The organism is Proteiniborus ethanoligenes (genome assembly GCF_900107485.1).
GTDB classification, from domain to species: Bacteria; Bacillota; Clostridia; order Tissierellales; family Proteiniboraceae; genus Proteiniborus; species Proteiniborus ethanoligenes.
Genome location: NZ_FNQE01000011.1, coordinates 1 through 26506 on the forward strand (window position 1 = coordinate 1; position 26506 = coordinate 26506).

The following is a 26506-nucleotide window of genomic DNA, read 5'->3' on the forward strand; positions in this document are numbered from 1 at the left end:
CATAACGATAAAGGATCTTAAAAGAGCATGAAGACAATAACCAGTAGGTCCAACTTTAGACGAATGATATTTTGGGAAACTAGACAAATCAATGATATCGAAGATTTTTTCATAAAATTTTGTTTTGCTATTAGATGTAAATAAATCAATGTTATTAAAGATTAATTGACGTTCAAACAAGGGCTTCGCCTCCTTAATATAATATTTGGTGGTACTTATATTATTTGACATAAAGAGGCGAAAACCCTTTTTGAAAATAGAAATATTTTTGAGTGATAAGAAAAAATCACTGTATAGAACACAGTGATTTCAAGCGTTGCAAGTTATGACAAACGCTATACCTTTAATAGAATGGAGGTGACATCATGAAAAACAAACATCTTAAACAAGAAATTAATAGACTGCTAACTTCTGTGATGCAAGCCTTTGGTAAAGATTCTAGGGAATATCGGGATGCCGAATACTACTTCGATGTCCTTGAAACGGTCTACCATTACAACTACAGTGATGGATTAGATTTACTGGATGAGTTAAAGAACTTGCTGGGCAAATTATCAGGTAGAATACCTGAATTATCATCTGATATGTTCACACAATGCTATCCAAATATCAGTGAGATGATAAAATGTCTTGAGGAATGGCTATCTGATTAATAATCTTATGGCTTTTCAGTTTTTTCTGAAAAGCCTTTTTACATAATATCACACTGTTTTTTTGCAATAAAAAACCTGCATTCTGCACACTTTTTATTGTTAAAATGTGGTTCTGGATTATGATTTTTTTACTGAATTTTTAACCGCAATTAAATATATAACTCCCAAAATCGCTAATGCTGCAAAGATAACTGTAACCCAGTGCGAAGAAATTTGACCTGACAAATAAATTGCTGTTGGTCCGTCTGCACCACCTATAATTCCTACTGAACCCGCATCTCTTATATCCTTATTAAGTTTATATGATAAGTATAATGGCAATAAGTAACTGGAAAATGCACTGATAACGGCTATTAAAGTGCATGTAACGGTAACTGCTGTAATTGCCTTCGTTAATTTCCTATTTTTCATATCTTACTCACTCCATATATATTCGTTTTTTATTAAGGCATCATCTTTTGCTGCTTACTTGTTTTTATGATATTTCTTTCATCTGCTTTATCAATGTCAAATAGAGAGTCATCGTTTATAACAGGACTATTAATCTGTGTAAAATCCACATCATTCCTGTCGAGAGTAATATCTAGAACTACTTTATTATCTTTTACAAAAATTAGTTTATGAAATATATCATCATCCAATGGGTGCTCTCCGAACCAAGTTTTATCACATATTAGATAACCGATATAAGTGTCCGCTGTAGTCCATTTTATGCCTATTACCTTCTGCATTTCTGTTCTGCTAATATAAGGTCGTATAACATACATCCTATCCCATTCAAAAGGAGTTATATTATTCATATCAAAAGATGAGTTTTGCTGGACAGTTGTCATCAGTTCACTTTTGAAACTTTCTAAGTGCTCATTATCGATTCTTTGACTACGATAATTTATATAACTTAATAAAAATAGTATCAAAGGTATTATTAAAAGTACTGATATAATGATAGTTTTCTTTTTGATTTTCATATCTTCCTCACCTCATAAAGGTTACATGTACTATCTCTCTACATTTTCCCAAGGTTATATATTTACTATTATATTGTATAACCGAAGTTATTAATAGAGTCTTTTCTATAGATTTTTAATAAGAAAATGGGTAAGAAAGAACGAACTGTTATTATTCGCAATACACTATATTCCACGACACCTATCTCCTTTTAACCAATAATCTCCCCTGTACCTATTATAGTTATATTTTAGAATCGCTTTTTATCCCCTAATACTTAAAAACCATTTCTAACCCTTTTTCCTTAGCCAAAGCATATAATACCTATCAAATTGCTCCGTTTCTGACGCAAAAAGGTGCATTTCTAATAATTCATTCTTATTACTTCTCTATATAAGAGTAACGTTTCTAAAATCGAGTTTCGCCCCTTAAAATGCAAAATATTTTAATATAAAAACAAAACAGAGGAAATAAATTGCTACAGAGCAACCATTTCCTCCATTTTGTCCGCTTATTAACACTCCCTAGAATGTCTGCATTAAAAGTATCATATTAGATGTTGATTGTAAAGAGTTTTATCCCTTTATTCCCTAAAGATAGAGTATTAGTTCCTTTTAGTTCCTAACTTTTTATTCCAGTTCGTTTGAGAACCCTTTATGTGAATGCAATATAGGGACTCGAGGGGTAAAGGATAAAGATTAAGGTTGAATACTAAAAATGTTCTATAGTAAAAAGAGCAGAAATAAGGCTAAACCTTACTCCTACTCTTCACATCATATCTGATTTATAATATCAAAAACATCATCAGGGATACCGTCTGCTATTTCTTCACCATTTGCTTTATTAACTGTAAAAACCCCTATTTCCTCAATGGCCTCCTTGAAAGCATCTTTTATAGTCTGCTTATCTATCGATTTGTTGTTCTCTAAATAAGCAAAGACAGTTTCTATAACAAATGCTGTTTTTGCAGAACGCTTGGATATTATGATTTCATAAACTTCTCTTGCTTTCTCGCTTCTCAAATCAAAACTAAGGTTTATTCTCTTTGTTTCTCCCATCCTTTTCACCTTCTTCTCAAGGCTTCTTTAATAAGCCTTTCATATCCAAGAGCATTAGCAATCTGACTTTCAGCAAGTATTTCAGTATATCCGATGCGATTTTGATGTTGTCCAAGGTCAAGGGTCTTTTGTACAATATAGGCTCCCCCACCCATCAACAAATTCATTGTTGCCTGAAGTTCATAGCCGTTTTCACGGAGTTCGTCCAGCATTTCATTAACAAAAGCAATAGTTGCTGTCTTTATGATTTTGTCTATCCTATCATCGAAAAACAATGCCTTTTTTCCTTGAAGTGTCATCTCAATTTGTTCCTCTGAAATTTCAATACCTGTTTCCTTTCTTATCTGTTCTTGTATCTTTTTAACTAGTTTTATCATTCCCCAGTTCAAACTAATTGCTGAATTAATAATTGGCTTCCCTTGATGTATTTTTACCGCATCCAAGGTTACCTGCCCAAAATCGAGCAGATTCAAGTAGTCAATTCCTCTATACTTTTCAAAGTGAAGCATGTAGCCTGAAATAGCCTGCGGGAAGCACATAACCTCTTTAATATTTACCTGGTATTTCTTCTGATTATAGGTAAAATCAATATTTTCCCTTTTAAAATAATTGATGAACTTTTGTTTTAGTTGAAAGTGGGATAACGGTAATCCAACTCCTAAAATTGCATCTGCACTTGTTAGTCCTTCTTTATTTAACCTCATAGCCAACGCTGGAAGCGTGAGGATAAAGAAAGTTTCATCTAACGTTTTATCATAACGATATTTAACTCTATTTCCCCCGATTGAATAGTATTTGTCGTTGTAATACAGTAAGTTTTCTGTTATAGGGGGAACAGTAAGGCTTTCAACATATCCTGACGAATAAATTCCTTCTAAAGACTTAATAAATCGGTTGCCGTGGTCAACTCCAATAATTGTTTTATTTTCCATATGCAGCACTCCTTTTCCAATTTTATTTATGAAAGGTCCTTCTTAGATTTATCAGGTTCCTTTATGTTCTTTTGCATCTTAATGAAACATTTTTTATGATTTCAAGTATTTCTGCAAAAAAAATTGCTTACCCGCAAAACCAGGTAAGCACAAAATTAAATAATACGGAGGTTATTTCATAAACATTGTAAAATGCCTTAATAAACGTAAACATATATTTTATAATAAATCATTCTATGCAAAGTCAAGCATTTTTTCTAATTTTTTGACTTTTTTCTCATTTCCTTTTACCTAAATCCTTTTTATATATTATGTATTTAGTAAATCTCTTCAAACCCTTTAATTCACGGCATTCGTAGAAGTTTTTAAGCGACAAAAACTAGTTTAGGGTATATTAGGGAGAAGGTTTATTGGGTTAAGGAACAAGTATATATATTGTGCTCCCCCTTAATACAATACCTTAACCCTTTTCCCTTCTAATGATTACCTTACAAAAATCCTTCTATCAAAATTTGACTTATCCCTGCTCTTCCGTATAATGTGGAAAATCAAACTTGAAAGGATGAATTCTATGAGTCAAAATTTATACATAAAAGACTTCAAAAGCCTAAAAGTTTGGCAGAAGTCGAATGCTTTGGAACAGGATATAGGGGAATTAGTTAAAGGATTTCCCAGTTATGAGCAATATAGGCTTACAGACCAGTTAGTACGGGCTGTTAGAAGCATAGGAGCAAATATTGCAGAAGGAAATACCCAACTGTTTATAAAGCGGGAATTATTCCATGCAAACGCTGCTTTAGGTAGTGCAGGAGAAGTAAGAAATCATCTTCTTACCGCTTTTCAGAATAATTATATTTCAAAAGAACAATATGAGATTCTAGATAATAAAACAACCGAGATTATCAAAATGCTCTATGGTTATATAAAAAGGTTGAAACTGGAGATAGGTAATGATTCAGATTTTAGTGACTCCTAATAATGGTACAAACAAGGGTTAAGAGTTTTTCCCTTTCTACCTTAACCCCTTATGCCTTATTCCTCCTTCTAGCCTTCCTATACGCATTTTTTAGCCCTACAGGTAATGTTGCCCCTTTTAAAATTAGTGCAATCAATAAGAAAAAACGCCTTGGAAAGACCGCTAATCCTCCAAAGCATTCTAAAAAATCCTAATAGTCCTATTATAAAAAAATGTTCCTAAAGTTAAGGTATTGACCCACCTTGGCTTTCACATTCCTTTATATATTATACTACATTTTACTCTTAATTTTCATAACTGTATAATAAATTCCCTTAATATACTTTAAGTTCCCGTAATGTACCCTATATTCCCGTAACGTACATAGAATATCCTTATCCCCGACACTTATTCAATTCTGCCCCACTTTAGTTCTTCTCCGTTTACATTATATTTCTTTCTTTTGGCTGTAATTTCTTCAATTTCTATAGAATATACATTAGTCCCTTTTAATCCTGCTTTAACTGCCATAGGGAAGTAAACCATCTTTGTTGGGGTGTATTTTTCACATATTAGCCTTAGTCCTCTGACCCTTTCTTCGTCATCCTCTACTAATTTCACCCTCCCTACTACAATAGCAGATTCAAATTCGGTAGTAAAAACTTTACTACTAAGTATTCCTGCTTTTGATTTATCTTTCATGATTTCATCTAATTCCTCGTTGGAGTAGATTTCTGGAATTTTTGTCTCCCCAACGAAAACTACACTAACCTTAGGATTCTCCTTAAGTGCCTTAACCTTTCTCCCATCCATAGCCGAATGAAAATATAACGTATTTCCATCTCTTGCAATAGAAAGGGGAACACCGTAAAGTTCATTATCATTATCTACCATCGAAAGAACTCCATATATGGATTTATCTATAACTTTAAGCCCAAATTCCCTGTCCATTTCTCTATCTTTTCTTCTCATAAATTTCACCTGCTTGTTCCATATTTTAACTTACTCCCAAGCCACCCATCCACACTTCTCCATTTTATATTTTTGGAAGAAAGCCATGTAACACTATTATCTCCTATCTCCCAATCCCCTGCTTCAGCCCAATAATATAAGCCATCCTTATAAACCAATGTTGTATCAAATATCATATACCAGTGATTTGGAGGAGTTGATATAATATTTATCTTATTGACACCCCAAAATAGCATTTCTATTGTAGAAGGCTCTTTTCCTTGCCTTTGAAATAATACTTTCGCATTAAGCATTCCATCTCCAGAATCCATGCTTAAATCTTCGTCTACATAATAATCATTCCAAAGATGCATTTCCCTTAAAACTCCATCATGGAATCCTCCAAAAGTCTTTAGCAAATCATTTATATCATTTTCTGAATTAATCTCTTTCCAATCCATCTCATTATCCTCCCATTTTACTGCTTAATTAACTTTCATAAATGCTTTTCTTTCAGTAGCCACGGCAGCGTAACTTCAAATTCTAATTGAAGTACTGGTCTTGGAAAGTTCTCTGATACAAGGTCCAACTCATCAGTAAATATAAACTTCACATTGTCAATTCCTATAATATTTAAATCATCCCACTTCCTAATTCCAGCACTAGGTCTTTTAACGATTTTACCCACCAAATGATACAACCCCATATATAAATGTTCATTAGTATTAATATCAGTTTCATACTCCATAAACTCCCCTTCTTTTCGAGGGTCAATTCCTAAAATCGTATAAAAGTCCATAACTTCTTTCGAAAATGTTTTACAATTCATTATGTAGTTTTTACAGTAATCACAGTCACAGCCTTCTTCAACTGTTATACTATTATAATATTCCTTAGTTTTTTCAACATCAATTTTAAGCACCCAATCTTGTAAATAAAAGGTCTTCATCATAACATTTTATTCCTTTCAGATTTCTTTAGCCTTATTCATTCTCTACATTTCATACTTCTATAGCCCACCAATTATATAAGACAACAAATCAAATTTACTGAGAAATACTGATGTTAATATTGTAAATATCGATACTTTTAAACATTGATATTTGTTTTTCGGTAAAATGCAAAAAAGTATAATAGAAGCAATTAAATCAAACCCTGAAACTGGAGAAAAGGTATAAAAAAAGTTGTACCCTTCTGAAACCAATAATCCAATAGGAAGGGCAGCACATAATGCTGAAATCCATCCATTTCTTTTGCTAAACCAAACAATATAGGCAGCCAACGGAGATAATAAGGCAATTAATCCCCAGCGAATGAAATAATATGTAGGAAAGAAATTAAATAATTTCATAGAATATATATAGTAAGCCAGCAGCATTCCGACGAAAAAAGCAAAAACATGAATTGCTCCTGCTTTGGGTGTTCTGCTCCATGCGGCAATAATACTAGCAATAAAGACCCATATTCCTATTCTGGAACTTATGTTGCTAATTATGTTAATTAGACTGCCAATCGTACCATTCGAAGGTATAGTATCAATATATTTTGCAAGAAATCCGGAAAGGATTCCTAAAACAAAAAATAACATAATTCGGGTTGCCTTTTGTTTGGTATTTAGCATGGTTTCATTCCTCATTTCACTAACAGCATTAATTTAATACTCCTCAATAATATTCTCTATTATCTATTAGGTGATTATATTAATCTCATCTACTTCATCACTATTAAAATTATCTATCGTACACATCAAAATGAAAATCTTTTGGTATAATTGAATGAATGTATTCAACCTCTTCTTTAGTCAAACATTCAGCAGCAAATTCACTACCATAATGCTCCGCTGAAAAAACATACTTATCCTCATCCATGAAAAAGATGCTAAACCATTTTATTTTGCCTTCCTCATCAAAAGGATTATGTATTAATTCAAATACAAATTCTTTTGTAATTTCTCCAGTGAAAACTTTCATGTTATCTATGCCTGTATCAAGAACTCTCCCAAAAACTTCTGCTCCTTCAATGGCTATTTCTTCATCAATCCAGCAGTCAATTCTAAAATGAGTACATTTTTTTATAAAATGAGATAGTAATGGTTCCCAAAAATTATAGTTAGTTGGAACTATCATCCCATTTTTAGTTTTACGTCCTTGTGATATCTCAAAATGTATAGAATACTTTTGCACTTGTTATCCCTCCATTACCTCTATAAAAGTTTCTTCAACAGCATTTCCGTATATTGTTCCTGATATTGTAATATGACCTGTTTTATCCAAACAAAATTGTATGTTAGAGCCGTAGCAAATATCATTTAGTTCTACCTGTCTTAATTTAAAATCATATAACTCTCTTATTTCCTTAACAAAACGTATAAAGTCTTTAATGTTGTATTCAAATTCAGAAACCCCTGTAAAATCTCCTGAAATTACTTTAACATTAAAAGTTGTATTATACGGATTCCCATTATTGAAATCTTCGTAGGAAACACTGATATTACTAATAATTAGTTGCTCATAGGGGTTCCCCGTAATAATAGAGTATGATTTCAAGTTTATCACCTCTTAAAACTTATATTGTACTTGGTAAGTATTTTAATACTGTTCTGTCACAACATAACAAGAATATGCATTAATTAATCACACATTATGCTCATAATCCTATTACCAAATACAACTATTTTTTCTGTTTAATGCTTGAGCCAATTGCCAATCCCAAACACATTCCAATACTCATACCTATACCTGTATTTTTAAAAAGCAAATTACCTACTATCATTCCAAGACACATACCCATGCACATTCCTACTGCCAAATAATTATCTTCTTCGTTTTCTTCAGAACTGTCGTTGTTTTCATCATCAATCTCTGTATCTTTATTTTCCTTATCCTTTTCATCCATGATTTCAATTTCCTCGTCTTTCTATTTTCTACTTAATATTTATAGGTATAGACTTCTCGAGACTTTCTCTATTCCCATCAAGATAATCAGGTAACCTTTCCTCTATACTACAACCATCTAGCGAATACCATGTTACTTTTTCAATAACATCACGCATACTTTTTCCATTAAAGACCTTTGCATTTATAATGTCCTCTAATCTAGTATAATCATATGCTTGTGAACCATCTGGAACCAACCCGTACCAGTATACTGCTTTTCTAGGATTATCTCTATCTGGCATTTTCCCCAGCCAGCAATCATCATACACTATATCGTTATCAATACAAAAATTCATTTCAATACAGGAATTATACTTTACTACATCTGTGTTTAAAACCTTTCTTAAATCTTGTAATTTGATTTTCGGCAATATTCTCACCCCTCAACATTTTCCTTTCTCTACATCTCATACTTCTATAACCCACCAGTTAGATAGGGCAACCAACCAAATTTCAAAACTTATATTCAAACCTATCATTAAAATTCCCATTAAAGCAGTAATATACTGTACGAAGATTCTTTGAGTAAACCATAGAAAAGTCAGTAACCCATTCCCCATTTCTTTGACTTACAGTGTCAAGAATACTAAATGCTGTTTCAATATTTACTTGCTTTGCTTTTTCTAATGCATAGGATACGGTTTTAAATCTGATGCAGTCACATTCAACATTTTCATATAAATTGTCCCATAACGAGAAATTCGTCATAACAAAAAATGGTGAAGATTTTGCTGGATTGCTTATATTGCCACGGCCAGGTTCTACTACCCAAACATTTGCATTTGAATCGCAAATCATATTATGACTGCTCCAGTTTGGAGTATTTACAACCTCAATGTTTTCTAGATATTCCCCCAGATTTTCCGTACAAATAACGCCATTGATAATATCTGTGATAAGTTTGGTGGTATGAGTAACTTTTTTGCTTGCTCTTTTGTATAAACCTTTCCCATTTGAATTGACTACAAGATTATTAAAAAACCTACCAAAACAATCCACTCCAAAAGATGGATATTTCCCATGTCCATTATCAACTTGTACAATAAACCAGTTAGGATTTTTAGTGTCAATAGAGTATTTCATACCATTGTTATCAAAATTCATTCCAATAATTGTATCTTGTCCTCGATAAATAAAACTTGTACACATAAATAACTCCCCTATACTTACATTGATTGAATAGCGATTTCTTCATCCAAATATCTCGCTATAAATAATCTTTATTACACAATAACATGTTGTTTTTCACGACATATAAATGGTGTGTCATAATAACTTCATTACATTCTAAAATTTCTTTAACAACAAAAGGTTAAAAAACCAAAAGCAAACCCCATATATAGCACCTGCCAAAGCAAGTACAGCAATCCAAATTATGATATTGGACATGCCTATTTCTAAAGTGATTTTGTTTTTGATAGCCAAGAAAAATAAAGATACTGCTATTCCACCAATTGTGAAAAAAAGAAAATTCTTTATAAATAAATTTTTCTTTTTTTCACGAAGTTGTGGTAAAAAGTTTTGCAAATATTTATATTGAATGAAGTCTAAAATTGCAATTAGTAGTATTAACCACAAAAAACCGATTGGCGGAGGAAAGTCTGCACCTAAAAACATTATTAATGTCCACCCACAAAAAAACAATACTGTGTTTATTAGAATGATTTTCAAATTACTCAAGCCACCATCTCCATTTCCATATAGGAAATTTTTATTTCGTACCACTATACCAATTCGTAATATTTATAAATTATCTTTGCTTCATATAATCCTACTGATATAACTAACTCATATATATTTCCATTATACATATATAAATTTAAAATAGTAGATTATATTTGGATAAAACTAGTATAACTTTATTTTCACTTTGATAGAACTTTCCTTACAGCAAAAATATTTTTTTGTTTCTAAATTATTATCCATATGAGTTTAAGAAACAGAAAAAATAGGGCATGTTCTATAGAGATGCAAATAAAGTCCTTATATGAATTCCCTACAATTACCAACCCTCTTGTACCTTAAACCATTATCAAATCTCGTATTCCCAATGCCTTTCCTTGTTCCTTATACCTTTAAATGACACAACTTTATTTTCATTATAAAAGAACTTTACCATCCATAAAAATATTTTTTCTTTTTCTAAAACTTATTTCTATCATTTCTGAAACAGAAAAAACATGCTAAGTTCTTATAAAAAGTAAATAATGTCCTAATTCTTTTTCCCTTTTATCCACAATTCCCTTATATTTTATATACTTTATCCCCATTCATGTATCAAAAAATGTGGGTAAAACACCATCTAAGAACTTTATTTTCTTTTTGTAACTACTTTTCTGCAATGCAAGGACTTTTCTGTTTCTAGAATTTTTCGCAACATTATTTTTAGAAACAGAAAAATAGGCCTATGTTATATAGTAAAAGTAAATAAAGTCATTTCACGAATTACCTTTAATCTCCATATTCTTTTAACCTTGGAACTTAACCAAACCCTGTATTACCAATGCCTTCCCTTATTCCTTATCCCTTCTAATACCACTACTTTATTTTCTTTTTACAACAACTAATTAACCCCTATATTCTGCCTAATTTATTTCCTATATTCCTTACCCCTTTTTCCTTGTTCCTAACTATGTGTTCATCAAACAAACTCCTCCTCTTTTTCAAATAAAGTTCTCTCACCAACGCCCCTCAAACCCTTGATACTACTGACTTGTTATTCTCTTCCAATTATCCATTTAATTCCTTAATCCTTGAACCTGACCTTATAAAGTACTTGTATTTCTTAAAAATCAGGGTAAAAAACGAAAATAAAGTTCTATTAGGATTGAGGAAATAATAGGATTTAGGAACTAGGGATAAGGGGAGATTTTGTCCATTTATTCTTCCATTTTCTTATCCATTCAATCTTCCAATTCATTGATTTATCTGACTTTTAGCCTTGTCTCCTTTTTCTATATCCGTCGTAAACTTCTAATAAAAAACATGGCCTACAGGGCTTTCCTTGACCCTAATAAACCATGTTTCCTAATACTACTTTATTTACTTCCTATCGAGAATTTGCATAATGATAGGACTTTATTTGATGGGGACATAAAAAAATTCCATGCTATATTTCCCTTCTACCCTCTAAAGCCTTAGAGATTGTCACTTCATCAGCGTATTCCAGGTCACCACCTACTGGTATCCCATGAGCTATTCTTGTGGTTTTTATGCCTAGTGGCTTTAGAAGCTTTGATATATACATTGCTGTGGCTTCTCCCTCTATGGTTGGATTAGTGGCTAGTATTACCTCTTTAATATCTACTACTTGTAGCCTTTGAAGAAGCTCTTTTATCCTTATATCCTCTGGCCCTATGCCTTCCATAGGGGAAATGCTTCCATGGAGTACATGATATAAACCGTTAAATTCCTTTGTTCTTTCTAGGGCTATAACATCTCTAGGGTCTTCTACAACGCATATTACAGTTTTGTCTCTTCTTGTGCTATCACAGATAAAGCAAGGGTCTTTTTCGGTAAGATTGCTGCATATGCTGCAATATTTAATATTTTTTTTCGCATTTATTATAGAATTAATAAATTGATTTACATCCTTTGTATCCATATTAAGCACATGAAATGCAAGCCGTTGGGCTGTTTTCCTTCCTATACCTGGTAGCTTTGAAAATTCTTCAATAAGACTTGCCAAGGGAGGCGCAAAGTACTCCATATACATCATCCTTTCAAATAAGCTGGTTTCAGCAAAATAAAACTAAAAAAAACGAGACCACAGGAAAGAAAATTAAAGCTTCTCAGTGGTCTTATTAATACTTATATACTGAAACACCTAGAATAGTCCTGGTATATTCATACCGCCAGTTACTTTTTGCATTTCTCTATTTACCATGTCATCTGCATTTCTTAGTGCTTCGTTTGTTGCTGCCATTATCAAGTCTTGTAGCATTTCAACATCATCTGGATCTACTACATCCTTGTCTATTTCTATTGCAAGTATTTCTTTTTTACCATTTACCTTTACAGTTACTGCTCCTCCTCCTGCACTTGCCTCTACTTCTCTTTCCTCTAGCTCTTTTTGCATTTCTGCCATTTGCTTTTGCATCTTTTGAACCTGTTTCATCATATTTCCCATATTTCCCATTCCTGGGAATCCACCTCTTGCCATTATTAAAACCTCCTCATTATTCTTCAATTTCTACTAAATCTTCTCCAAATAGGTCTATAACCTTTTGTATAAGCTTCTTGTCTTGTTCATCATCATTGTTTTCTAAGTTGTCCTCTGACATAATAAATTTGACTTTTATGTTTGCTTTTAGGCATTTACTTATAATACCTTCTACAATTTCCTTGTTTTCTGTTTTATCAATAGCTTCTTTATGAAACATAAATCCTTCATCAAAAGCTATCGTAAGTGTGCCAGTTTTATAGCCTACAGGCTTTCCCTCCATAATCAAGGCATGAAGAGCTATTCTCTCAGATTTTATAGCCTTTAATATATTGTTCCATTCCTTAATGATAGTGTCCATATTTATGTTTATATTGGCAGCATCCTTTATTTCCATAGAATCACTAGAAGCCTCTGTCTGTGTGTCTTGATTATCTTGATCTGGAGATGTGTTTTCTACAGGAGCAATCGGTCTTCTTTCTGCTCCCTTATTTATCTGTCTTTCTAAAGAAGCATTGCTATCAATATTGCCCTTATCAAGCCTTTCTTCTAAGGTATTTACTCTTTCCATAAGCTCCCTAAGCTCTAAACTAGATGATTCGTTTAGCATTCTTATGAGGCTTACTTCTAATATTATCTTGGGCTGAGATGACCACTTACACTGAGCATCTGCATCTGATAGAATTTTTAGTATATTAATTATTCTATTTATATCTATTTTATTTGATTGCTCTTTTAGTCTATCTATAATCTCCTCAGGCTCATCTATTATATTTTCCAGATTGTTAGACGCCTTTGCCACCATTAAATTTCTAAAATGGAGTATTAAATCTTTTATAAACTGATTTATGTCTTTACCATTTACATCTATATCATTTATTAGTTCAAGAGCTTTTTGAGTATTTTTTTCTATTACAGACTCTGCTATATTGTATATTATATCGTTATTTACTATTCCTAATATGGAAAGCACATGATTGTTGGTCAATTCGTCCCCAGAAAAAGAAAGACATTGATCTAACAAGCTGAGAGCATCTCTCATGGCTCCATCTGAATTTCTGGCTATTAAATTAAGTCCTTTTTCTTCTGCTTTTACACCTATTTCTTCTAGTATGACTTCCATGTTTTTTATTATATTTTTTACGGATATTCTTTTAAAATCAAATCTTTGACATCTAGATAATATGGTTGCTGGAAGTTTTTGTGGTTCTGTAGTTGCAAGGATAAATATTAAGTGCTTTGGTGGCTCTTCTAGAGTTTTTAAAAGTGCATTAAATGCACTCTTTGATATCATATGAACCTCGTCAATTATATAAACCTTGTATCGGCATTTTGAAGGTGGATATTTTGCCTTTTCTCTAAGGTCTCTAATATCATCTACACCTGTGTTTGAAGCAGCATCCATCTCTATGACGTCCATTATAGTTTCTTCTAGTAGCCCCTTACATGCTTCACACTCATTGCAGGGATTGCCGTCTGTATTATTAATACAGTTAATTGCCCTTGCAAATACCTTTGCAGTTGATGTTTTCCCTGTGCCTCTTGTTCCTGAAAACAGATAAGCATGAGATATGTTGTTGCTATTTATTTGGTTTTTTAAGGTTGTAGTTATATGCTCTTGACCCATGACATGGTCAAAGGTCATAGGTCTGAATCTTCTGTATAAAGCCTGATAAGCCATTTAATCACCTTCATGCATTTAATAAATATATTATACCAAATCTTTCAGCCTTATACCAGAATGTATTGACTAAAAAAAGATTAGCTTTGAAACTCTGCTAATCCTTTTTACATTGCATCACTTTCTATAATTGTATCAATTATGCTTTTGTTGCTCTTATATAAATCTGACATAATGTCTACTATATAAGGATGGAACTGTGTATTTTTATTTTGGATTAATTCTTCTATAGCTTCCTTTGGCGTAATGGCATTTTTGTATGCTCTATTTGTAGTCATAGCATCAAAAGCATCTGCTACTCCTATTATAGCTGCTTCTAAAGGAAGCTCATCAATATATATTTCCTCTGGATATCCTTTTAAATCATATCTTTTGTGGTGAAATTTGATTCCATTCATTATCACATCTGAAAATCCTACTACCTCTAGTATCTTGCTGCCTATCAAAGGATGCCTTCTAATCATTTCATATTCTTTTTCTGTTAATCTGCCTGGTTTTGTAAGCACCCCATCCTTTATTCCAAGCTTTCCTATGTCATGTAGTATACCTGCTACTTCTATTTCTTCACAGAATTTCTTTGGCATTCCCATGTATTTAGATATCTCTAGGCTATATTTAGATACTCTATAGGAGTGTCCTTCTGTGTATTCATCCTTTGCTTCTATGGCTGCTGCTAGTGTCTTTATAGTTTTTATATAATTTTGCTTTAAGCCTTCATAAAGTGCTATGTTCTCAGCAATCAAAGCTATCTGATTAGATATGGATGCAAGTATATGGAACTCTCCTTTTTCAAGACTTCTTTGGCTACCTACTACCATAACACCTGATATTTTACCCCTCGCCTTTATAGGAAGGGTGTTTAAATAATTTATTTTATTCGAGTCAATTATTCTCTCTGTATATCTGCTCTTTTTATATTCCCTGCCTACCTCAAAAATATGTAATCTACCAGTTTTAGCTACCTTGCCTATATCATCTTCATCTATTGGTATATCCTCTAATGTAATTAAATCCGAAGCATCTCCTGAATATGCTTTTAGCTTCAGTCTATCCTCATCTAAAAGCCTAATAGTGCATACAGGCACATCCATTAATCTTGTAATACCATCAGCAGCTCTTTGGGCTAAGGTTTCTATATTCATAGTAGTAGTTAATCCTCTGCTTACCCTATTGATTACTACTAGCTCTTCATTTTTTCTCTTTAAATTTTCTTCCATTTCTTTTCTTGAAGTAATATCTCTGATGACTCCATGTATGGCTACTAATCTATCATTCTCTATTACTCTCTTAGTATTTGCTTCTACAATTGATCTGTGTCCTTGTCTGTTTGCAAAGCTAATTTCTTTATTTCTTAAATCGCTACTTATTATCTCATTATAGAGCTCTTCTTTATTTTCTGTTACATAGCTTAAAATCGTTTCTAGATTGCTGCCTACAAAGTTTTCCTTGTTTGTCTTTAATACAGACTCTATTTGTTCATTTGCAAACACTACATTATAATCGCTATCCATAATCCATACTAAGTCATACATATTTCCTATAAGAGTTCTAAATTTCTGTTCTGATTCGTTTAACTGCTCAGTTGTTGCCATTAGCTGATTATAAGAAGCTTCTAGCTCCACATTCATATCCTGCAGCTGTTCATTGATTTCTAATAGCATTTCATTATTAGAGTTTAAGTCTTCGTATGATTTTTTTAGCTTAGATGCCATATCATTAAAGGAAAGGGCTACTTGCCCAAATTCATCATCTTTTTTGATATTAAATTTGTAGTCATAGTTACCATTTTGTATCTCTATAGCACCTTCTTTAAGCTTTTCTAATGGCTCTGTAAAAACCTTAGATATCATCATAGAAAGAAGTATTATGAATACAAAGGAAATCGCTGAGACATAAATAACATCTTTTATCAATACATTCATCCCACTATAAATATTAGATTTAGGGATAAGGGAAACAATTTTCCAGCTAGTAGAAGGAACTGTAGAGAATATAGCTAAATAATCCTGGTCAAGGGTAATATTTTTTGTTCCACTGTCTGTATAAGCTATCTCCCAGGCTAGGGAGGATATGTTTTTTTCATAGTGTTTTCCTGCCTTGTCTATGTCTATTAGTTCGTCACCAGAAACGTTTAACACTTTCCCCTGTCTGTTTAATACATACTTTATACTATTTCCCTCTGTTTCTATTTCAGTAATTCTTTTAAATATTCCTTCAAAGCTGAAGTCTACTAATAGGGCCCCTTCTATTTTTTCCTCCTTGTCAAAAAAGGGTATTGATGCAGTAATATAGCCAGGAGTATCGTATTCTCCTCCTTGCAATGTCCAAACTAACTCTTTTTTTAATAAGGCATTAATATAATCATGTTTAAGTCTGGGATCTCCTGAAGAAAGAATTGGTTTTGATGAATACTCCTCAGAGTTTTCAGTGACTATTCTTATATTAATTATTTCTTTTGAGGATTTTAATAGGGAAGAAAGATACTCATTAACTCTTTTTTTACCATCTGTCTGAATCATGAGTTCTTTTATTAGAGGATAATTAGCTGATAAATCAGATATTTTCTCAGCATTTACTGTAAACCATATATCAAGCTTTTCAGCTTCGCTTTCAAGGTGGAAATTTTTTGCCTTTATATTTTCTTCTACTATATAGGTGTTAATTTTTGTATATGTGCTAGCTGCAAATAATAAAATAGGAATAATAGCTATTATGGTAAATATTATTATCAGCTTTTTTCTATATGTATTTGAAAACATAAAGGTCACCTGCCATCATAATAATCGGGTCAAACAAACGAATTTTCCGCAAAGCACAAAAGCTTTGCATAATTCTACATGTTTCGCTAGAATTGTCCTCACAATATAAGGTTATTCTACAATAAAATAAAAAATCCTTTTTTTAACTAGATTTTAGTTAACAAATTATTTTTTACAAAAACAAAAAAAATAGACTATGGATATCCATAATCTATTTTTTAAAGCCGTGCACCCAGTTTTGACATACTGCTACAAGCGTTACCTAAGTAGTTAACTCGGATTAGGTACCCCTGCGGCACACGAAAGAGTCCACTTACCGCTGCTTCCTTCCGGACCTGGCGGGGTTCATAGATTTCCGTTGCGCAGGACCAAATCGTCAACATCACTTTCCTAGGGCAGACCTCACAACAGGATGCCTAGACTGGGAATTCAATCCTGCTATAGCGGGTTGCAGGTTACAGGGCACCGCTACCTCCCCATCTAGCACGGCAAAATTTAATTGGCGGAGAGAGCGGGATTCGAACCCGCGAGACGGTTTAGCCGTCTACCCGCTTTCCAGGCGAGCGCCTTCAGCCAGACTCGGCCATCTCTCCACATGCTAATGTGTTTAATTTATAATCACAGATTTATATTATAGCTTAAAATAGAGAGTATGTCAATCTATCAATTTTGTTTATCTTTTTTCTTTAACCACCAATTCATACCATAGACTACAGCAAAGCTAAAGATAATTACTATAGATACTAATATATTTGCAGTTTTGCTATCTCCTACTTCAACTGCATAGTATATAGCCAAGGGTATGTTCTGTGTTTTTCCAGGTATATTACCTGCAACCATAAGAGTAGCTCCAAATTCACCTAAGGCTCTAGCAAAGGAAAGAACTATCCCACTTATTATACCTGGCAGGGCAAGAGGAAGAGTTACTTTTAAAAACACCTTTATTTTATTGGCTCCTAGAGACATGGCTGCTGCTTCGTATACTGGATCTACTTTTAAAAACGCACTTTTGCAGCTTTGATACATAAGAGGAAGAGAAACTACGGAGGCAGCTATACAAGCTGCCACCCATGTAAAAATTAGCTTTACTCCAAATGCTTCATATAAAAATCTGCCTATTATTCCCCTTCTACCTATGAGAACTAGCAAACCATAGCCTACAACAGATGGTGGTAATAGCATAGGCAATAAGAGAAATGTCTCTATAGCATCTTTGCCTTTAAAATTAAATTTTACTAATAATCTTGATATTAATAATCCTACTATTAATGTGAAAATAGTAGATACTGTTGCTATCCTTAATGACATTAGTATTGGATTTATTATCATTTACATCCCAGCCTATTTTTCATATATCTTAAAACCATATTTCTCTAATATTTCTTTTGCTTTATCTGTTCTTAAATATTTTAAGAATTCTGATGCAGCCTCTTTGTTTTTAGTTGATGCAACTACTGCTGCAGGGTATACAATTGGCCTGTGAGTTTCTTCTGCAAAAGTTTCGGCTAGATAGCTTTGCTTTGCTCTAACTGCATCTGAGCTATAAACCATCCCCCCTGCTACTTCACCCTTCTCTACATATGCAAGCACTTGACTTACGTCCTTAGCAAATACTATGTTTGGCTCTAGCTTATCCCATATTCCTAAATACTCTAATGCATCCTTTGAATACTGGCCTACTGGAACTGTTTCTGGAACTCCCAGTGCTAGTTTTAAATCTGTGCCTACTATATCCTTTATAGATTTAATTTCATCCTTGTATTCTTCAGGTGTTATAAGTACTAGTTCATTTCTATATATATCTTCTCTAGTATCTTTTAAGATTAAATCCTTTTCCTCAAGTTCATTCATTTGCTTTTGTCCTGCAGAAACAAATACGTCTACTTCTGCTCCTTCTTCTATTTGCTTTTGAAGAGGTCCCGAAGCTGCATAATTAAATGTAAGCTTTACACCTTTTTCTAGCTCATATATTTCTTTTAGCTCGTTATATGCCTCTGTAAGACTAGCTGCCGCACTTATAGTAAGTTCTATAGGATCTTCATTTGTTTTAACGTTTTCGTTTTGACTAATATTATCATTTTGATTTGTGTTTTCATTTGAAGTATTGCCACCTGAACATCCATAAAGTCCAAAAGCTAATGTGAAAATTAATAATAAAGCGATTATTTTTTTCATATGCATCTATCCTCTCTTTTTTTCATATTAATTTAAATCCGTGTACTTCTTCAACTCGTTATGTATTAAAAAGTATAACGACTGCCAAAAAAATTAGAATATTTCTTCATAAATTTTTAAAACTGCCTCTTCTACTCTTTTTTCTAGTTCTTCATATTTTCTAATTAATTCCTTGCCTTCTTGTGTAAGTGTAGAGCTACCTCCATCTATCCCCCCTATTGTTTTGTCAAGTATTCTGATCTCTAATGCTTTCTCTAAGTTGGAAATAAGGTTCCAAGCTTTGCTGTATGACATGTTCATAGACATGGCAGCTTTTCTAAGAGAGCCCATGCTTTCTGTTCTAAGCAAAAGCTCCTTTGGTCCCTTTCCAAAGATTCTAGAATCTTCTTTTGATAGCCATATTCTCCAACCTAAATTCATAAATATCATACCACCTTGTATGTTATACATGCATTATAGCATAAGAGGCTTGTGATTACAATAACAAAGAACCTTTTGATTTTGATATAATTTTAAAAGCCAGCAGAAATCTATTATTTCTGCTGGCTTGCATACTATCTGTCTCTTAAAATTACCTGCTTTATGACCTTGATTATTTCTCCAACAAGCTTTATGTAATTAGTAGCTCCTAATGCACTATCTCTAATTGCCTCAACTGTATCACTTATGCTTTCACCAACTACTTCTACAGTTCCGATTGCTATATCCATGCCATCATTTACACTTTCAGTAATAGAATTAACATTTTCTAATATTTCTGGCAGTACTGGCTCTACATCTTGGATAATATCTTTAGTTTTTTCGGTTATAATATTTACGTTTTCGCTTATTTCTGGCAAATTTGAAATAGTCTCTTTTACAGCCTTCTCATTATCATCAATCATTTGCTTTACTTTTTTTAGTATCCCATTTAGGTTATTTAGCACTATTATCAAATATATACCAAAGCCTATGGCTACTAAGGATAGTATAAATATTAACAGTTCCTTAATGGTAATAGCAGTATCCATATTGCACCTCCAAATTTTTTTCTATATGTATTATTCGGTGCAGATTATTGGTTTTCCTCTTTTTCTTCTTCACAATCGCATTCTTGACATTCTTCTAAATCTTCGCAGCATTCTATTTCCTTATTTTCTTTTTTACTTTTCACTTCTTCAATTTTTTCTCTAATGTTTTTTTCTAGCTCTTCTTTTTTTTCTTTCATAACTTGAGCGGATTCTTTTAATGTTTCCTTTACTGTTTCTGTAGTTTCTCTCGTCTTCTTTGCTATATCTTCTCTAGTTTCTTTTCCAGACTTTGGAGCAAATAGTAGCCCTGCGAGAGCTCCTAATGAAGTGCCTATGGCTGTTCCTACTGCTGTCCCCTTAACTATTTTTTTAGCAACCTCTCTTTTTGCTCTTCTTTCCTTTAATTCTTTTTCTCTTCTTGATTTTTCGATTAAACTTTTAATTGGCATAATACGACCTCCTCAGTAAATTTAAATAATAAACTAAAAACTTAATACACTAACAAATATTTGCTTGTACTTAATAGTATTCAGTATATTAAATTTTTATTTTAAAAACAATCCTTCTTATATATATACACAAAAAATACTGCTATAAACATGTTTTCTCCTTATTTGTATTATTTTTAACACTTTTATCTCTGAAAAAAGCTTATGTTGAAGCTCATTTAAGTCAAGTCCGTTAAATAAACATATTAAAGTTGAGCCTCAATATCTAAACAAAAGAAAAAATAATAGAAGTTTTTACACCCTATTATTTTTTTCTTGAGTACCATATTAAGTTTATAATTATTCCCTATTTACTATATTATACATAGCTAATTATAGTTACTAAAGCATATGTTGCAAGTAATATGAAACCAAAAGGTCTTTTAAGACTGTCTTTTGAAACTATGGTTCCTACTCTGAATAAGGCCAGTACAAACATCATAGCAGGAAAATATAATGTGAAGAATTCTGGCGGCACTGCAATGCCTCCTTTTGTAACTGCTGTTGCAGAACCCATTACAAATAATACATTGAGGATATCTGCTCCAATGATGTTTCCTACAGCAAGCTCTCCATGCCCCTTAAGAGTAGCTGTGATTGCAGTTACTAGCTCTGGAAGTGATGTTCCAAATGCTACAAGAGTTGCTGCAATAATACTGTTTGGTACTTTCATTCTAATAGCTACCTCTGTTACGGCAGGGATTAGCACTTTTGAAGAAAGTATTACTACTGCCATTCCAATTATTAACCTTATAAAAACAGATACTTTGTTGATTTCAACAGATCCTTGGGCTATTGTTGCCGCTTCTTCTTCATTTTGATTCCTTGTCCATTTTATGGATATATAAATATATGCTGCTAACAAAGCTAACAGTAAAAAGCCTGATAATTGGTTTATACGTCCACCTTCTGATAATATCCCTTTGATATTGCTATATGGTAAGGAAAGTAATACTAGCAATATACCTGATCCTAATTGAATCCATCCATGTCTATTAACAATTTCTTTTTTTAATGGCAGTGGCGAAATCAAGGATGCAATACCAAGTATAAGGGCGGTATCACATATTATGGAGCCTACGGCATTTCCAAGAGCTAAATCTGCATTACCCTTTATTGCAGCCATAACTGAAACTGATGTTTCTGGCAGTGTAGTTCCTAAACTGACTATAGTGGCTCCTATTATCATCTTTGGTATTCCTAGCTGTTCTGATATAGATACTGCATTACTTACTAAAACATCTGCTCCCTTACTTAATGTGTAAAGTGATCCTGCTATTATTAAAAATATTACTGGTGATGATAGATTAATTATAAATCCTTCTAATAGCTTGTCCATTAAATTGCTCCTCTCTGTACTCATCTTGTAATATATTAAAAATAAAAGACCTGCGTATAACTTATTGAGTTATACGCAAGTCTCACTATTTCAAATTAAGCCAGATAATTTAAATAAATTATCACGATGTTGACTTAATTACACAATAACTGTGCTAGTTACTCCCCTGCATAAGTATATTGACTTTAATTATTATAATATACAATATTTGATATTTGTTGTCAAGCAGGTTAATGTTGTAATTATATTTCAAACTTTTTACTTGTTTTTGATTCTTATCAGATCATCTATTAAACTATGATTTCTTGGGAATATAACCCAAACGTCCTAATATAGGTACGATTTTAACTGCAGTAACTGCAACTATAATGCATTTTATTATATCTTGAACTATAAAAGGAATTAGGCCCATTTTTATAGCAGCTGAAAATGTAATAGGTACTTCTGCTACTCTATTTATCATAAAATAAAGATATGGTACTCCAATAATATAGACTGCAGTTAGACCAGCAATTGAAGCAATGAAAAATCTTATAAACCTGCACTCTTTAGCCCCTTCTGTAACTTTGCCTATTATGAAAGCACATAAAATAAGACCTAATATATATCCAAAGGTTGGTTCATATATATATGCAAGCCCACCGCCCTTAGAGAAAATAGGTATGCCTGCTAATCCAATGATTACATATAGTAGCTGTGATATTAATCCATTTTTTGAACCTAGAAAAACACCTGCATACGCACAAAATAATACTTGAAGAGTAAAAGGTACTACTGGTGTTGGAATCTTTAAAAATCCTCCTACTGCCGTAAGCGCAGCAAATAGTCCAATTAATATCATATCTCTTGTTGTGATTTTCATTATGTATTCCTCCTATGCTCTTTGTGAATTTATGCTCTAATTGTATATTAGAATTTCTTTATTGTCAACTATGTTTTTGTTTTTGGTTGACAATGAGTAAGAGCATTGATTTGTTATTTTATAAAAGAGAATCCTTTATTTAGGATTCTCTTGTTTAGCTATGATTTTGAATAGTTTTAAAAACAAATGTAGACATATTGTTATTGCTATCCACATTTATTTTTAGCTTAGATTTTTATAACACAAATACCAATCCATACAGCAAAGCCCCTCTTCTCCCTCTACTCTCTTTAATAAATCCTCAAAGGTTTGTGGTGCAGGAACTACTACAGGACAGCCTGGAACCCAATCAGCAGGAGTTGCTACTTTTTCTCTGTCTGTTGTCTGTAGAGCATCTATAATTCTAATCATTTCTGGCACGTTTCTACCATTTGTGAGAGGATAAACAAGTATGGCTCTAACTATCTGGTTTTCATCAATAAAAAACACATTTCTTACTGTTTGAGTTGTGCTTACGTCAGGAGCAAACATTCCATATTGTCTTGAAATACTTCCATCTCTATCTGTAATTATTGGGAAAGGTATTTGAATACCTGTGTTTTGATATATATTATATACCCAAGCTAAATGAGATGGATTACTGTCTATGCTTAATCCTAATAGCTGTGTATTTCTCCTTACAAATTGATTATTATGCTTTGCCAAAGCAATGAATTCTGTGGTTCACACAGGGGTAAAGTCTCCAGGATGTGAGAAAAGCACTACCCATTTTCCCCTAAGACTTGAAAATTTAAGTGGGCCAAAGGTAGTTTGAGCTGTAAAATCGGGAGCCTTCATTCCTATCTTAAGACAATTGCTATCAATCATAATATACACCACCAAATATAATATACTTTACTATATATTATGATTTAGATTTGTTTTGTGAGTATAATCATTAATAAATAGAAATATGAAAGCTTTAATGATTTTTGGAGAGTCTTACTATATAATGTTTGTTAAGTATAGTTTTGTTAAATGTTTGTCTATTGTAGATTAAAAGCTAATGCCTTAGCTTTACATATATAAACTATAAAAAGAAGATTTAGGAGGTATATATGAACAAAAATTTAAAATATTCATTAATAGTCTTGTTTAGTATAGTGGTAATCATAATAGGCATAGGATTTTTTATTCATAATAATGGTCTATCAAATATTGTATTTAAGGAGCCTGCCTATCCACAATTTGCAATAGGTAGGGGTATTGATGAAGTCCTTTCTCCAGAAGAAATGAAAGAAGACCTGCTACAGTTAAAAAAGGATTTAGAAGAAGTACATCCAAAAACAATAGAGGGACTTAGTGATGAAATGTTAAAGGCTTTTGAGGCTGCAAATGAAATAATAAAGGAGCCTATGACGGTTTCTGATTTTACAATAGTAGCCTCTGAGTTGGCATGTATGCTAGAGGATGCTCATACAGCTGTTAGAGGATTTTATTCCTTAGATTTGTCCCTTCCTATGGCTATTAAGGTAATTGATGATACATTCTATGTATTGGAAGGCAAAGACTTAGAGCCAAAGGATAAAATAATATCTTTTGGTGGAGTACCAATTAAAGAAATATATGAAAAGAGTCAAAAAAGAATACCCTCTGAAAATATATATTGGACAAATTATAATTTTGAGAAATACGCTTTACTTCAATCTACATTAACTCAAATGGGAGCGGAAATAAACAATAAAAAAATAGATGTGGTAGTAAATCGTAATGGAGAAAATATCACTGTAGAGATGAAGTTTGGAGATGTTTACTTTAAACCTATTAATGAAAGTCAAAGCACTAAAACATATAAGACTTATCCACAGGACACTGCCTATAATCCACAATTTTTATATCATTTAGATATGGATAATAGCCTGTGCCACTTTGTATTAAAATCCTGTGACAACTCTGCTGAATATAGACATTTCCTTCAAATTATGTTTGAGGATATACAGAAAAACAATATAAAAAGCATAGTGGCAGATGTTAGACAAAATACAGGTGGAAATTCTAGTGTTCTTGATGAGTTCTTAAAATATGTAGATGTAGATAAGTATGCTTCCTATGGCTCTTTAAGAAGACTATCCCAGCAAGGCTCAGAGCAAAGAGGATATGTAAAAACCAAAGGAACTATGAGCAATCCACCCGGTTTAAGGATGAATAATAAAATGAAGGACTTTCTATTTGATGGAGATATTTATGTTCTAATAGATAATGGGACTTTTTCATCAGGAAATTGGTTTGGAGTCATAATATCTGATAGTGAAATAGGCACCATTGTTGGTGAACCTTCTGGTAATGCACCTACTTCCTATGGAGATATACTTTCTTTTCAGCTAAAAAACTCAAAGCTTATGTACTTTGTTTCATATTCTCAATGGATTAGACCTAATGAAGCTAAAAGATATGAGGATGCCTTATACCCTGATTTCCAGGTAAGATACACAATAGATGATTATTTAAATAAAAAGGACCTAGCTATGGAAAAGGTTCTTGAGCTAATAAATGATAGTAATCAATAATTTGATGCATTTTATATTGATATAGTATTGGGGACGAAGAAAATCGTCCCCTAATTGTTTTTAGCTCGTATATATGGTTTTAATAACTTCTTCAATGCTAGGCTCTTGAACGCTGAAATCATCTATATCAAAGTTGTTAAAAAGAATCTTGGCTATTTCAGAAATCTCCTTTTTATTCTTCAGATTTAGAACAAGCTGTGATTTTTGGTCATCATAAGTACCTGAGTGTTGAGATATTATCTCCATAAATAAGTCATTGTAGCCATTTCGTTTCATTTGTGCAACAATTTTAATTGGTAATTTTCCTATCGTCTTAAGTTCTTCTACTTTACCTTTATATACAATATCTCCATGATTTAATACTAGCATTTCATTACATAATTTCTCTATATCTTTCATATCATGTGTCGTTAAAAAAATAGTCTTTCCTTTTTTATTAATTTCTTGTAAAAAATCTACAACCCTGTGCTTAGACACTACATCTAAACCAATGGTAGGCTCATCAAGAAAAAGTATATCAGGGTCATGAATCATACATGCACCTAGCTCGGCTCTCATTCTTTGACCTAAACTTAGCTGTCTTACAGGCTGTTTCAAAATATCTTGCAGAAACAGCTTGTCTACTAAATATTCTAATTGCTTTTTATACTTTTTTTCATCTACCTTATATATTCCCCTTAAAAGTTCATAGGTGTCTATTACAGGTAAGTCCCACCACATCTGAGTTTTTTGCCCGAAAACTACACCTATATTCCTTACATACTTTTTTCTATCTCTATAGGGTATGTACCCGTCTACTTTAACTATGCCATCGCTTGGAGTCATAATCCCTGTAAGTATTTTAATAGTTGTAGATTTACCTGCCCCATTTGGTCCTACATAGCCTAAAAACTCACCTTTTTTTACTGTAAAGTCAATCTCTTTAAGAGCTTCTATTTTTCTTTTATTTCTTCGAAAAAGATTTTTCTTCTCATATACAATATAATCCTTCTTTAACCCTTTTACAGTAATAAACTCCATTGCTATTCTCCCCCAATCATTTAATTTTGTT

At 32.5% G+C, this 26506-nt stretch carries 30 protein-coding genes, 1 tRNA gene, 1 other RNA gene and 1 pseudogene; 3 read left to right on the plus strand and 30 right to left on the minus strand.

All coding sequences use genetic code 11. From position 1 onward, the window contains the following. Positions 1-180: pseudogene (locus BLV37_RS05770) on the minus strand (transposase); the annotation flags it as partial. 185 nt (positions 181-365) lie between these two features. On the opposite strand from BLV37_RS05770, the gene BLV37_RS05775 reads away from it, so the two are divergent. Beyond that, the gene (locus tag BLV37_RS05775; protein WP_091728572.1) at positions 366-653 is read left to right on the plus strand and encodes a hypothetical protein; all 288 of its coding nucleotides are present in this window, start codon (positions 366-368) and stop codon (positions 651-653) included. A 117-nt stretch (positions 654-770) separates the two neighbouring features. On the opposite strand, the gene BLV37_RS05780 is transcribed toward BLV37_RS05775, so the two are convergent. The 4 genes from BLV37_RS05780 to BLV37_RS05795 all read right to left on the minus strand — a co-directional run bounded on the left by BLV37_RS05780 (position 771) and on the right by BLV37_RS05795 (position 3591). Then, positions 771-1064, minus strand: a complete 294-nt coding sequence (locus BLV37_RS05780) for a sodium ion-translocating decarboxylase subunit beta (protein ID WP_091728575.1) — start codon at positions 1062-1064, stop codon at positions 771-773. 32 nt (positions 1065-1096) lie between these two features. Then, positions 1097-1621 carry a hypothetical protein gene (locus BLV37_RS05785; RefSeq protein ID WP_091728577.1) on the minus strand — a complete coding sequence of 175 codons (525 nt, stop codon included), beginning with the start codon at positions 1619-1621 and terminating at the stop codon, positions 1097-1099. A 753-nt stretch (positions 1622-2374) separates the two neighbouring features. After that, positions 2375-2659, minus strand: coding sequence for a hypothetical protein (locus BLV37_RS05790; RefSeq protein ID WP_091728580.1), 285 nt, complete (start codon positions 2657-2659; stop codon positions 2375-2377). A 5-nt stretch (positions 2660-2664) separates the two neighbouring features. Beyond that, positions 2665-3591 carry a ParM/StbA family protein gene (locus BLV37_RS05795; protein WP_091728583.1) on the minus strand — a complete coding sequence of 309 codons (927 nt, stop codon included), beginning with the start codon at positions 3589-3591 and terminating at the stop codon, positions 2665-2667. Between the two features lie 571 nt (positions 3592-4162). Here BLV37_RS05795 and BLV37_RS05800 point away from each other — a divergent pair. After that, a complete protein-coding gene (locus BLV37_RS05800; protein WP_091728585.1) occupies positions 4163-4567 on the plus strand; it encodes a four helix bundle protein in 405 nt (134 codons plus the stop codon). A 387-nt stretch (positions 4568-4954) separates the two neighbouring features. Here the strand turns inward: BLV37_RS05800 and BLV37_RS05805 are convergent, their stop codons facing one another. The 24 genes from BLV37_RS05805 to BLV37_RS05920 form a co-directional block, all read right to left on the minus strand. After that, positions 4955-5518, minus strand: coding sequence for a pyridoxamine 5'-phosphate oxidase family protein (locus tag BLV37_RS05805; RefSeq protein ID WP_091728587.1), 564 nt, complete (start codon positions 5516-5518; stop codon positions 4955-4957). 5 nt (positions 5519-5523) lie between these two features. Further along, positions 5524-5958: a hypothetical protein gene (locus BLV37_RS05810; protein WP_091728589.1), complete on the minus strand. Its 435-nt coding sequence runs from the start codon at positions 5956-5958 to the stop codon at positions 5524-5526. 35 nt (positions 5959-5993) lie between these two features. Then, positions 5994-6449 (minus strand): hypothetical protein, encoded by a 456-nt coding sequence (locus BLV37_RS05815; RefSeq protein ID WP_091728592.1) that lies wholly within the window; start codon positions 6447-6449, stop codon positions 5994-5996. Between the two features lie 57 nt (positions 6450-6506). Then, complete coding sequence (locus tag BLV37_RS05820; protein ID WP_176967884.1) at positions 6507-7133, minus strand: DUF6518 family protein; 627 nt, start codon at positions 7131-7133, stop codon at positions 6507-6509. Between the two features lie 94 nt (positions 7134-7227). After that, on the minus strand, positions 7228-7680 hold the full coding sequence (locus tag BLV37_RS05825) for a hypothetical protein (RefSeq protein ID WP_091728595.1): 453 nt from the start codon (positions 7678-7680) through the stop codon (positions 7228-7230). A 3-nt stretch (positions 7681-7683) separates the two neighbouring features. Further along, entirely contained in the window at positions 7684-8043 is a 360-nt protein-coding gene (locus BLV37_RS05830; RefSeq protein ID WP_091728598.1) for a hypothetical protein, read from the minus strand. 124 nt (positions 8044-8167) lie between these two features. Continuing rightward, positions 8168-8392: a glycine zipper domain-containing protein gene (locus tag BLV37_RS05835; protein ID WP_091728601.1), complete on the minus strand. Its 225-nt coding sequence runs from the start codon at positions 8390-8392 to the stop codon at positions 8168-8170. 28 nt (positions 8393-8420) lie between these two features. After that, positions 8421-8804, minus strand: coding sequence for a hypothetical protein (locus BLV37_RS05840; RefSeq protein ID WP_091728604.1), 384 nt, complete (start codon positions 8802-8804; stop codon positions 8421-8423). 82 nt (positions 8805-8886) lie between these two features. Then, positions 8887-9582 carry a hypothetical protein gene (locus BLV37_RS05845; protein WP_091728606.1) on the minus strand — a complete coding sequence of 232 codons (696 nt, stop codon included), beginning with the start codon at positions 9580-9582 and terminating at the stop codon, positions 8887-8889. A gap of 138 nt (positions 9583-9720) precedes the next feature. Further along, the gene (locus BLV37_RS05850) at positions 9721-10050 is read right to left on the minus strand and encodes a hypothetical protein (RefSeq protein ID WP_091728609.1); all 330 of its coding nucleotides are present in this window, start codon (positions 10048-10050) and stop codon (positions 9721-9723) included. A 1492-nt stretch (positions 10051-11542) separates the two neighbouring features. Beyond that, positions 11543-12142 carry a recombination mediator RecR gene (gene recR / locus BLV37_RS05855; RefSeq protein WP_091728611.1) on the minus strand — a complete coding sequence of 200 codons (600 nt, stop codon included), beginning with the start codon at positions 12140-12142 and terminating at the stop codon, positions 11543-11545. A gap of 117 nt (positions 12143-12259) precedes the next feature. Further along, entirely contained in the window at positions 12260-12595 is a 336-nt protein-coding gene (locus BLV37_RS05860; protein WP_091728614.1) for a YbaB/EbfC family nucleoid-associated protein, read from the minus strand. A gap of 16 nt (positions 12596-12611) precedes the next feature. Beyond that, positions 12612-14276 carry a DNA polymerase III subunit gamma/tau gene (gene dnaX, locus BLV37_RS05865; RefSeq protein WP_091728617.1) on the minus strand — a complete coding sequence of 555 codons (1665 nt, stop codon included), beginning with the start codon at positions 14274-14276 and terminating at the stop codon, positions 12612-12614. A gap of 107 nt (positions 14277-14383) precedes the next feature. After that, positions 14384-17035: an HD domain-containing phosphohydrolase gene (locus tag BLV37_RS05870; protein ID WP_091728620.1), complete on the minus strand. Its 2652-nt coding sequence runs from the start codon at positions 17033-17035 to the stop codon at positions 14384-14386. A gap of 224 nt (positions 17036-17259) precedes the next feature. Next, positions 17260-17524: signal recognition particle sRNA large type (gene ffs / locus BLV37_RS05875), an RNA gene on the minus strand. Positions 17525-17535: 11 nt separating this feature from the next. After that, positions 17536-17628 (minus strand) — tRNA-Ser (locus tag BLV37_RS05880). Positions 17629-17698: 70 nt separating this feature from the next. Continuing rightward, positions 17699-18364, minus strand: coding sequence for a molybdate ABC transporter permease subunit (modB, locus tag BLV37_RS05885; protein ID WP_091728622.1), 666 nt, complete (start codon positions 18362-18364; stop codon positions 17699-17701). A 12-nt stretch (positions 18365-18376) separates the two neighbouring features. Then, complete coding sequence (gene modA, locus BLV37_RS05890) at positions 18377-19210, minus strand: molybdate ABC transporter substrate-binding protein (RefSeq protein ID WP_091728623.1); 834 nt, start codon at positions 19208-19210, stop codon at positions 18377-18379. A gap of 93 nt (positions 19211-19303) precedes the next feature. Further along, on the minus strand, positions 19304-19630 hold the full coding sequence (locus BLV37_RS05895) for a winged helix-turn-helix domain-containing protein (protein WP_176967886.1): 327 nt from the start codon (positions 19628-19630) through the stop codon (positions 19304-19306). 134 nt (positions 19631-19764) lie between these two features. After that, entirely contained in the window at positions 19765-20220 is a 456-nt protein-coding gene (locus BLV37_RS05900; protein WP_091728628.1) for a hypothetical protein, read from the minus strand. A gap of 44 nt (positions 20221-20264) precedes the next feature. Then, on the minus strand, positions 20265-20669 hold the full coding sequence (locus BLV37_RS05905; protein WP_091728631.1) for a YtxH domain-containing protein: 405 nt from the start codon (positions 20667-20669) through the stop codon (positions 20265-20267). A gap of 358 nt (positions 20670-21027) precedes the next feature. Beyond that, positions 21028-22047, minus strand: coding sequence for a calcium/sodium antiporter (locus tag BLV37_RS05910; RefSeq protein ID WP_091728634.1), 1020 nt, complete (start codon positions 22045-22047; stop codon positions 21028-21030). A gap of 295 nt (positions 22048-22342) precedes the next feature. Further along, positions 22343-22909: a biotin transporter BioY gene (locus BLV37_RS05915; RefSeq protein ID WP_091728636.1), complete on the minus strand. Its 567-nt coding sequence runs from the start codon at positions 22907-22909 to the stop codon at positions 22343-22345. Positions 22910-23131: 222 nt separating this feature from the next. Next, a complete protein-coding gene (locus BLV37_RS05920; RefSeq protein WP_091728639.1) occupies positions 23132-23776 on the minus strand; it encodes a peroxiredoxin in 645 nt (214 codons plus the stop codon). Between the two features lie 230 nt (positions 23777-24006). Here BLV37_RS05920 and BLV37_RS05925 point away from each other — a divergent pair, with 230 nt between their 5' ends. Further along, positions 24007-25455: a S41 family peptidase gene (locus BLV37_RS05925; RefSeq protein ID WP_091728642.1), complete on the plus strand. Its 1449-nt coding sequence runs from the start codon at positions 24007-24009 to the stop codon at positions 25453-25455. A 60-nt stretch (positions 25456-25515) separates the two neighbouring features. On the opposite strand, the gene BLV37_RS05930 is transcribed toward BLV37_RS05925, so the two are convergent. Further along, positions 25516-26475 carry an ABC transporter ATP-binding protein gene (locus BLV37_RS05930; RefSeq protein WP_091728644.1) on the minus strand — a complete coding sequence of 320 codons (960 nt, stop codon included), beginning with the start codon at positions 26473-26475 and terminating at the stop codon, positions 25516-25518. Positions 26476-26506: the final 31 nt, after the last annotated feature.

Bases quoted from the DNA above. Each gene is read 5' to 3' on its own strand.
- BLV37_RS05915 (WP_091728636.1), bottom strand. From the start codon at position 22,909: ATGAAAATCACAACAAGAGATATGATATTAATTGGACTATTTGCTGCG.
- recR (WP_091728611.1), bottom strand. From the start codon at position 12,142: ATGGAGTACTTTGCGCCTCCCTTGGCAAGTCTTATTGAAGAATTTTCA.
- modB (WP_091728622.1), bottom strand. From the start codon at position 18,364: ATGATAATAAATCCAATACTAATGTCATTAAGGATAGCAACAGTATCT.
- BLV37_RS05800 (WP_091728585.1), top strand. From the start codon at position 4,163: ATGAGTCAAAATTTATACATAAAAGACTTCAAAAGCCTAAAAGTTTGG.
- dnaX (WP_091728617.1), bottom strand. From the start codon at position 14,276: ATGGCTTATCAGGCTTTATACAGAAGATTCAGACCTATGACCTTTGAC.
- BLV37_RS05805 (WP_091728587.1), bottom strand. From the start codon at position 5,518: ATGAGAAGAAAAGATAGAGAAATGGACAGGGAATTTGGGCTTAAAGTT.
- BLV37_RS05900 (WP_091728628.1), bottom strand. From the start codon at position 20,220: ATGGATACTGCTATTACCATTAAGGAACTGTTAATATTTATACTATCC.
- BLV37_RS05860 (WP_091728614.1), bottom strand. From the start codon at position 12,595: ATGGCAAGAGGTGGATTCCCAGGAATGGGAAATATGGGAAATATGATG.
- BLV37_RS05795 (WP_091728583.1), bottom strand. From the start codon at position 3,591: ATGGAAAATAAAACAATTATTGGAGTTGACCACGGCAACCGATTTATT.
- BLV37_RS05925 (WP_091728642.1), top strand. From the start codon at position 24,007: ATGAACAAAAATTTAAAATATTCATTAATAGTCTTGTTTAGTATAGTG.
- BLV37_RS05835 (WP_091728601.1), bottom strand. From the start codon at position 8,392: ATGGATGAAAAGGATAAGGAAAATAAAGATACAGAGATTGATGATGAA.
- BLV37_RS05930 (WP_091728644.1), bottom strand. From the start codon at position 26,475: ATGGAGTTTATTACTGTAAAAGGGTTAAAGAAGGATTATATTGTATAT.
- modA (WP_091728623.1), bottom strand. From the start codon at position 19,210: ATGAAAAAAATAATCGCTTTATTATTAATTTTCACATTAGCTTTTGGA.
- BLV37_RS05815 (WP_091728592.1), bottom strand. From the start codon at position 6,449: ATGATGAAGACCTTTTATTTACAAGATTGGGTGCTTAAAATTGATGTT.
- BLV37_RS05910 (WP_091728634.1), bottom strand. From the start codon at position 22,047: ATGGACAAGCTATTAGAAGGATTTATAATTAATCTATCATCACCAGTA.
- BLV37_RS05775 (WP_091728572.1), top strand. From the start codon at position 366: ATGAAAAACAAACATCTTAAACAAGAAATTAATAGACTGCTAACTTCT.
- BLV37_RS05845 (WP_091728606.1), bottom strand. From the start codon at position 9,582: ATGTGTACAAGTTTTATTTATCGAGGACAAGATACAATTATTGGAATG.
- BLV37_RS05905 (WP_091728631.1), bottom strand. From the start codon at position 20,669: ATGCCAATTAAAAGTTTAATCGAAAAATCAAGAAGAGAAAAAGAATTA.
- BLV37_RS05850 (WP_091728609.1), bottom strand. From the start codon at position 10,050: ATGTTTTTAGGTGCAGACTTTCCTCCGCCAATCGGTTTTTTGTGGTTA.
- BLV37_RS05785 (WP_091728577.1), bottom strand. From the start codon at position 1,621: ATGAAAATCAAAAAGAAAACTATCATTATATCAGTACTTTTAATAATA.
- BLV37_RS05780 (WP_091728575.1), bottom strand. From the start codon at position 1,064: ATGAAAAATAGGAAATTAACGAAGGCAATTACAGCAGTTACCGTTACA.
- BLV37_RS05870 (WP_091728620.1), bottom strand. From the start codon at position 17,035: ATGTTTTCAAATACATATAGAAAAAAGCTGATAATAATATTTACCATA.
- BLV37_RS05820 (WP_176967884.1), bottom strand. From the start codon at position 7,133: ATGAGGAATGAAACCATGCTAAATACCAAACAAAAGGCAACCCGAATT.
- BLV37_RS05810 (WP_091728589.1), bottom strand. From the start codon at position 5,958: ATGGATTGGAAAGAGATTAATTCAGAAAATGATATAAATGATTTGCTA.
- BLV37_RS05895 (WP_176967886.1), bottom strand. From the start codon at position 19,630: ATGAATTTAGGTTGGAGAATATGGCTATCAAAAGAAGATTCTAGAATC.
- BLV37_RS05790 (WP_091728580.1), bottom strand. From the start codon at position 2,659: ATGGGAGAAACAAAGAGAATAAACCTTAGTTTTGATTTGAGAAGCGAG.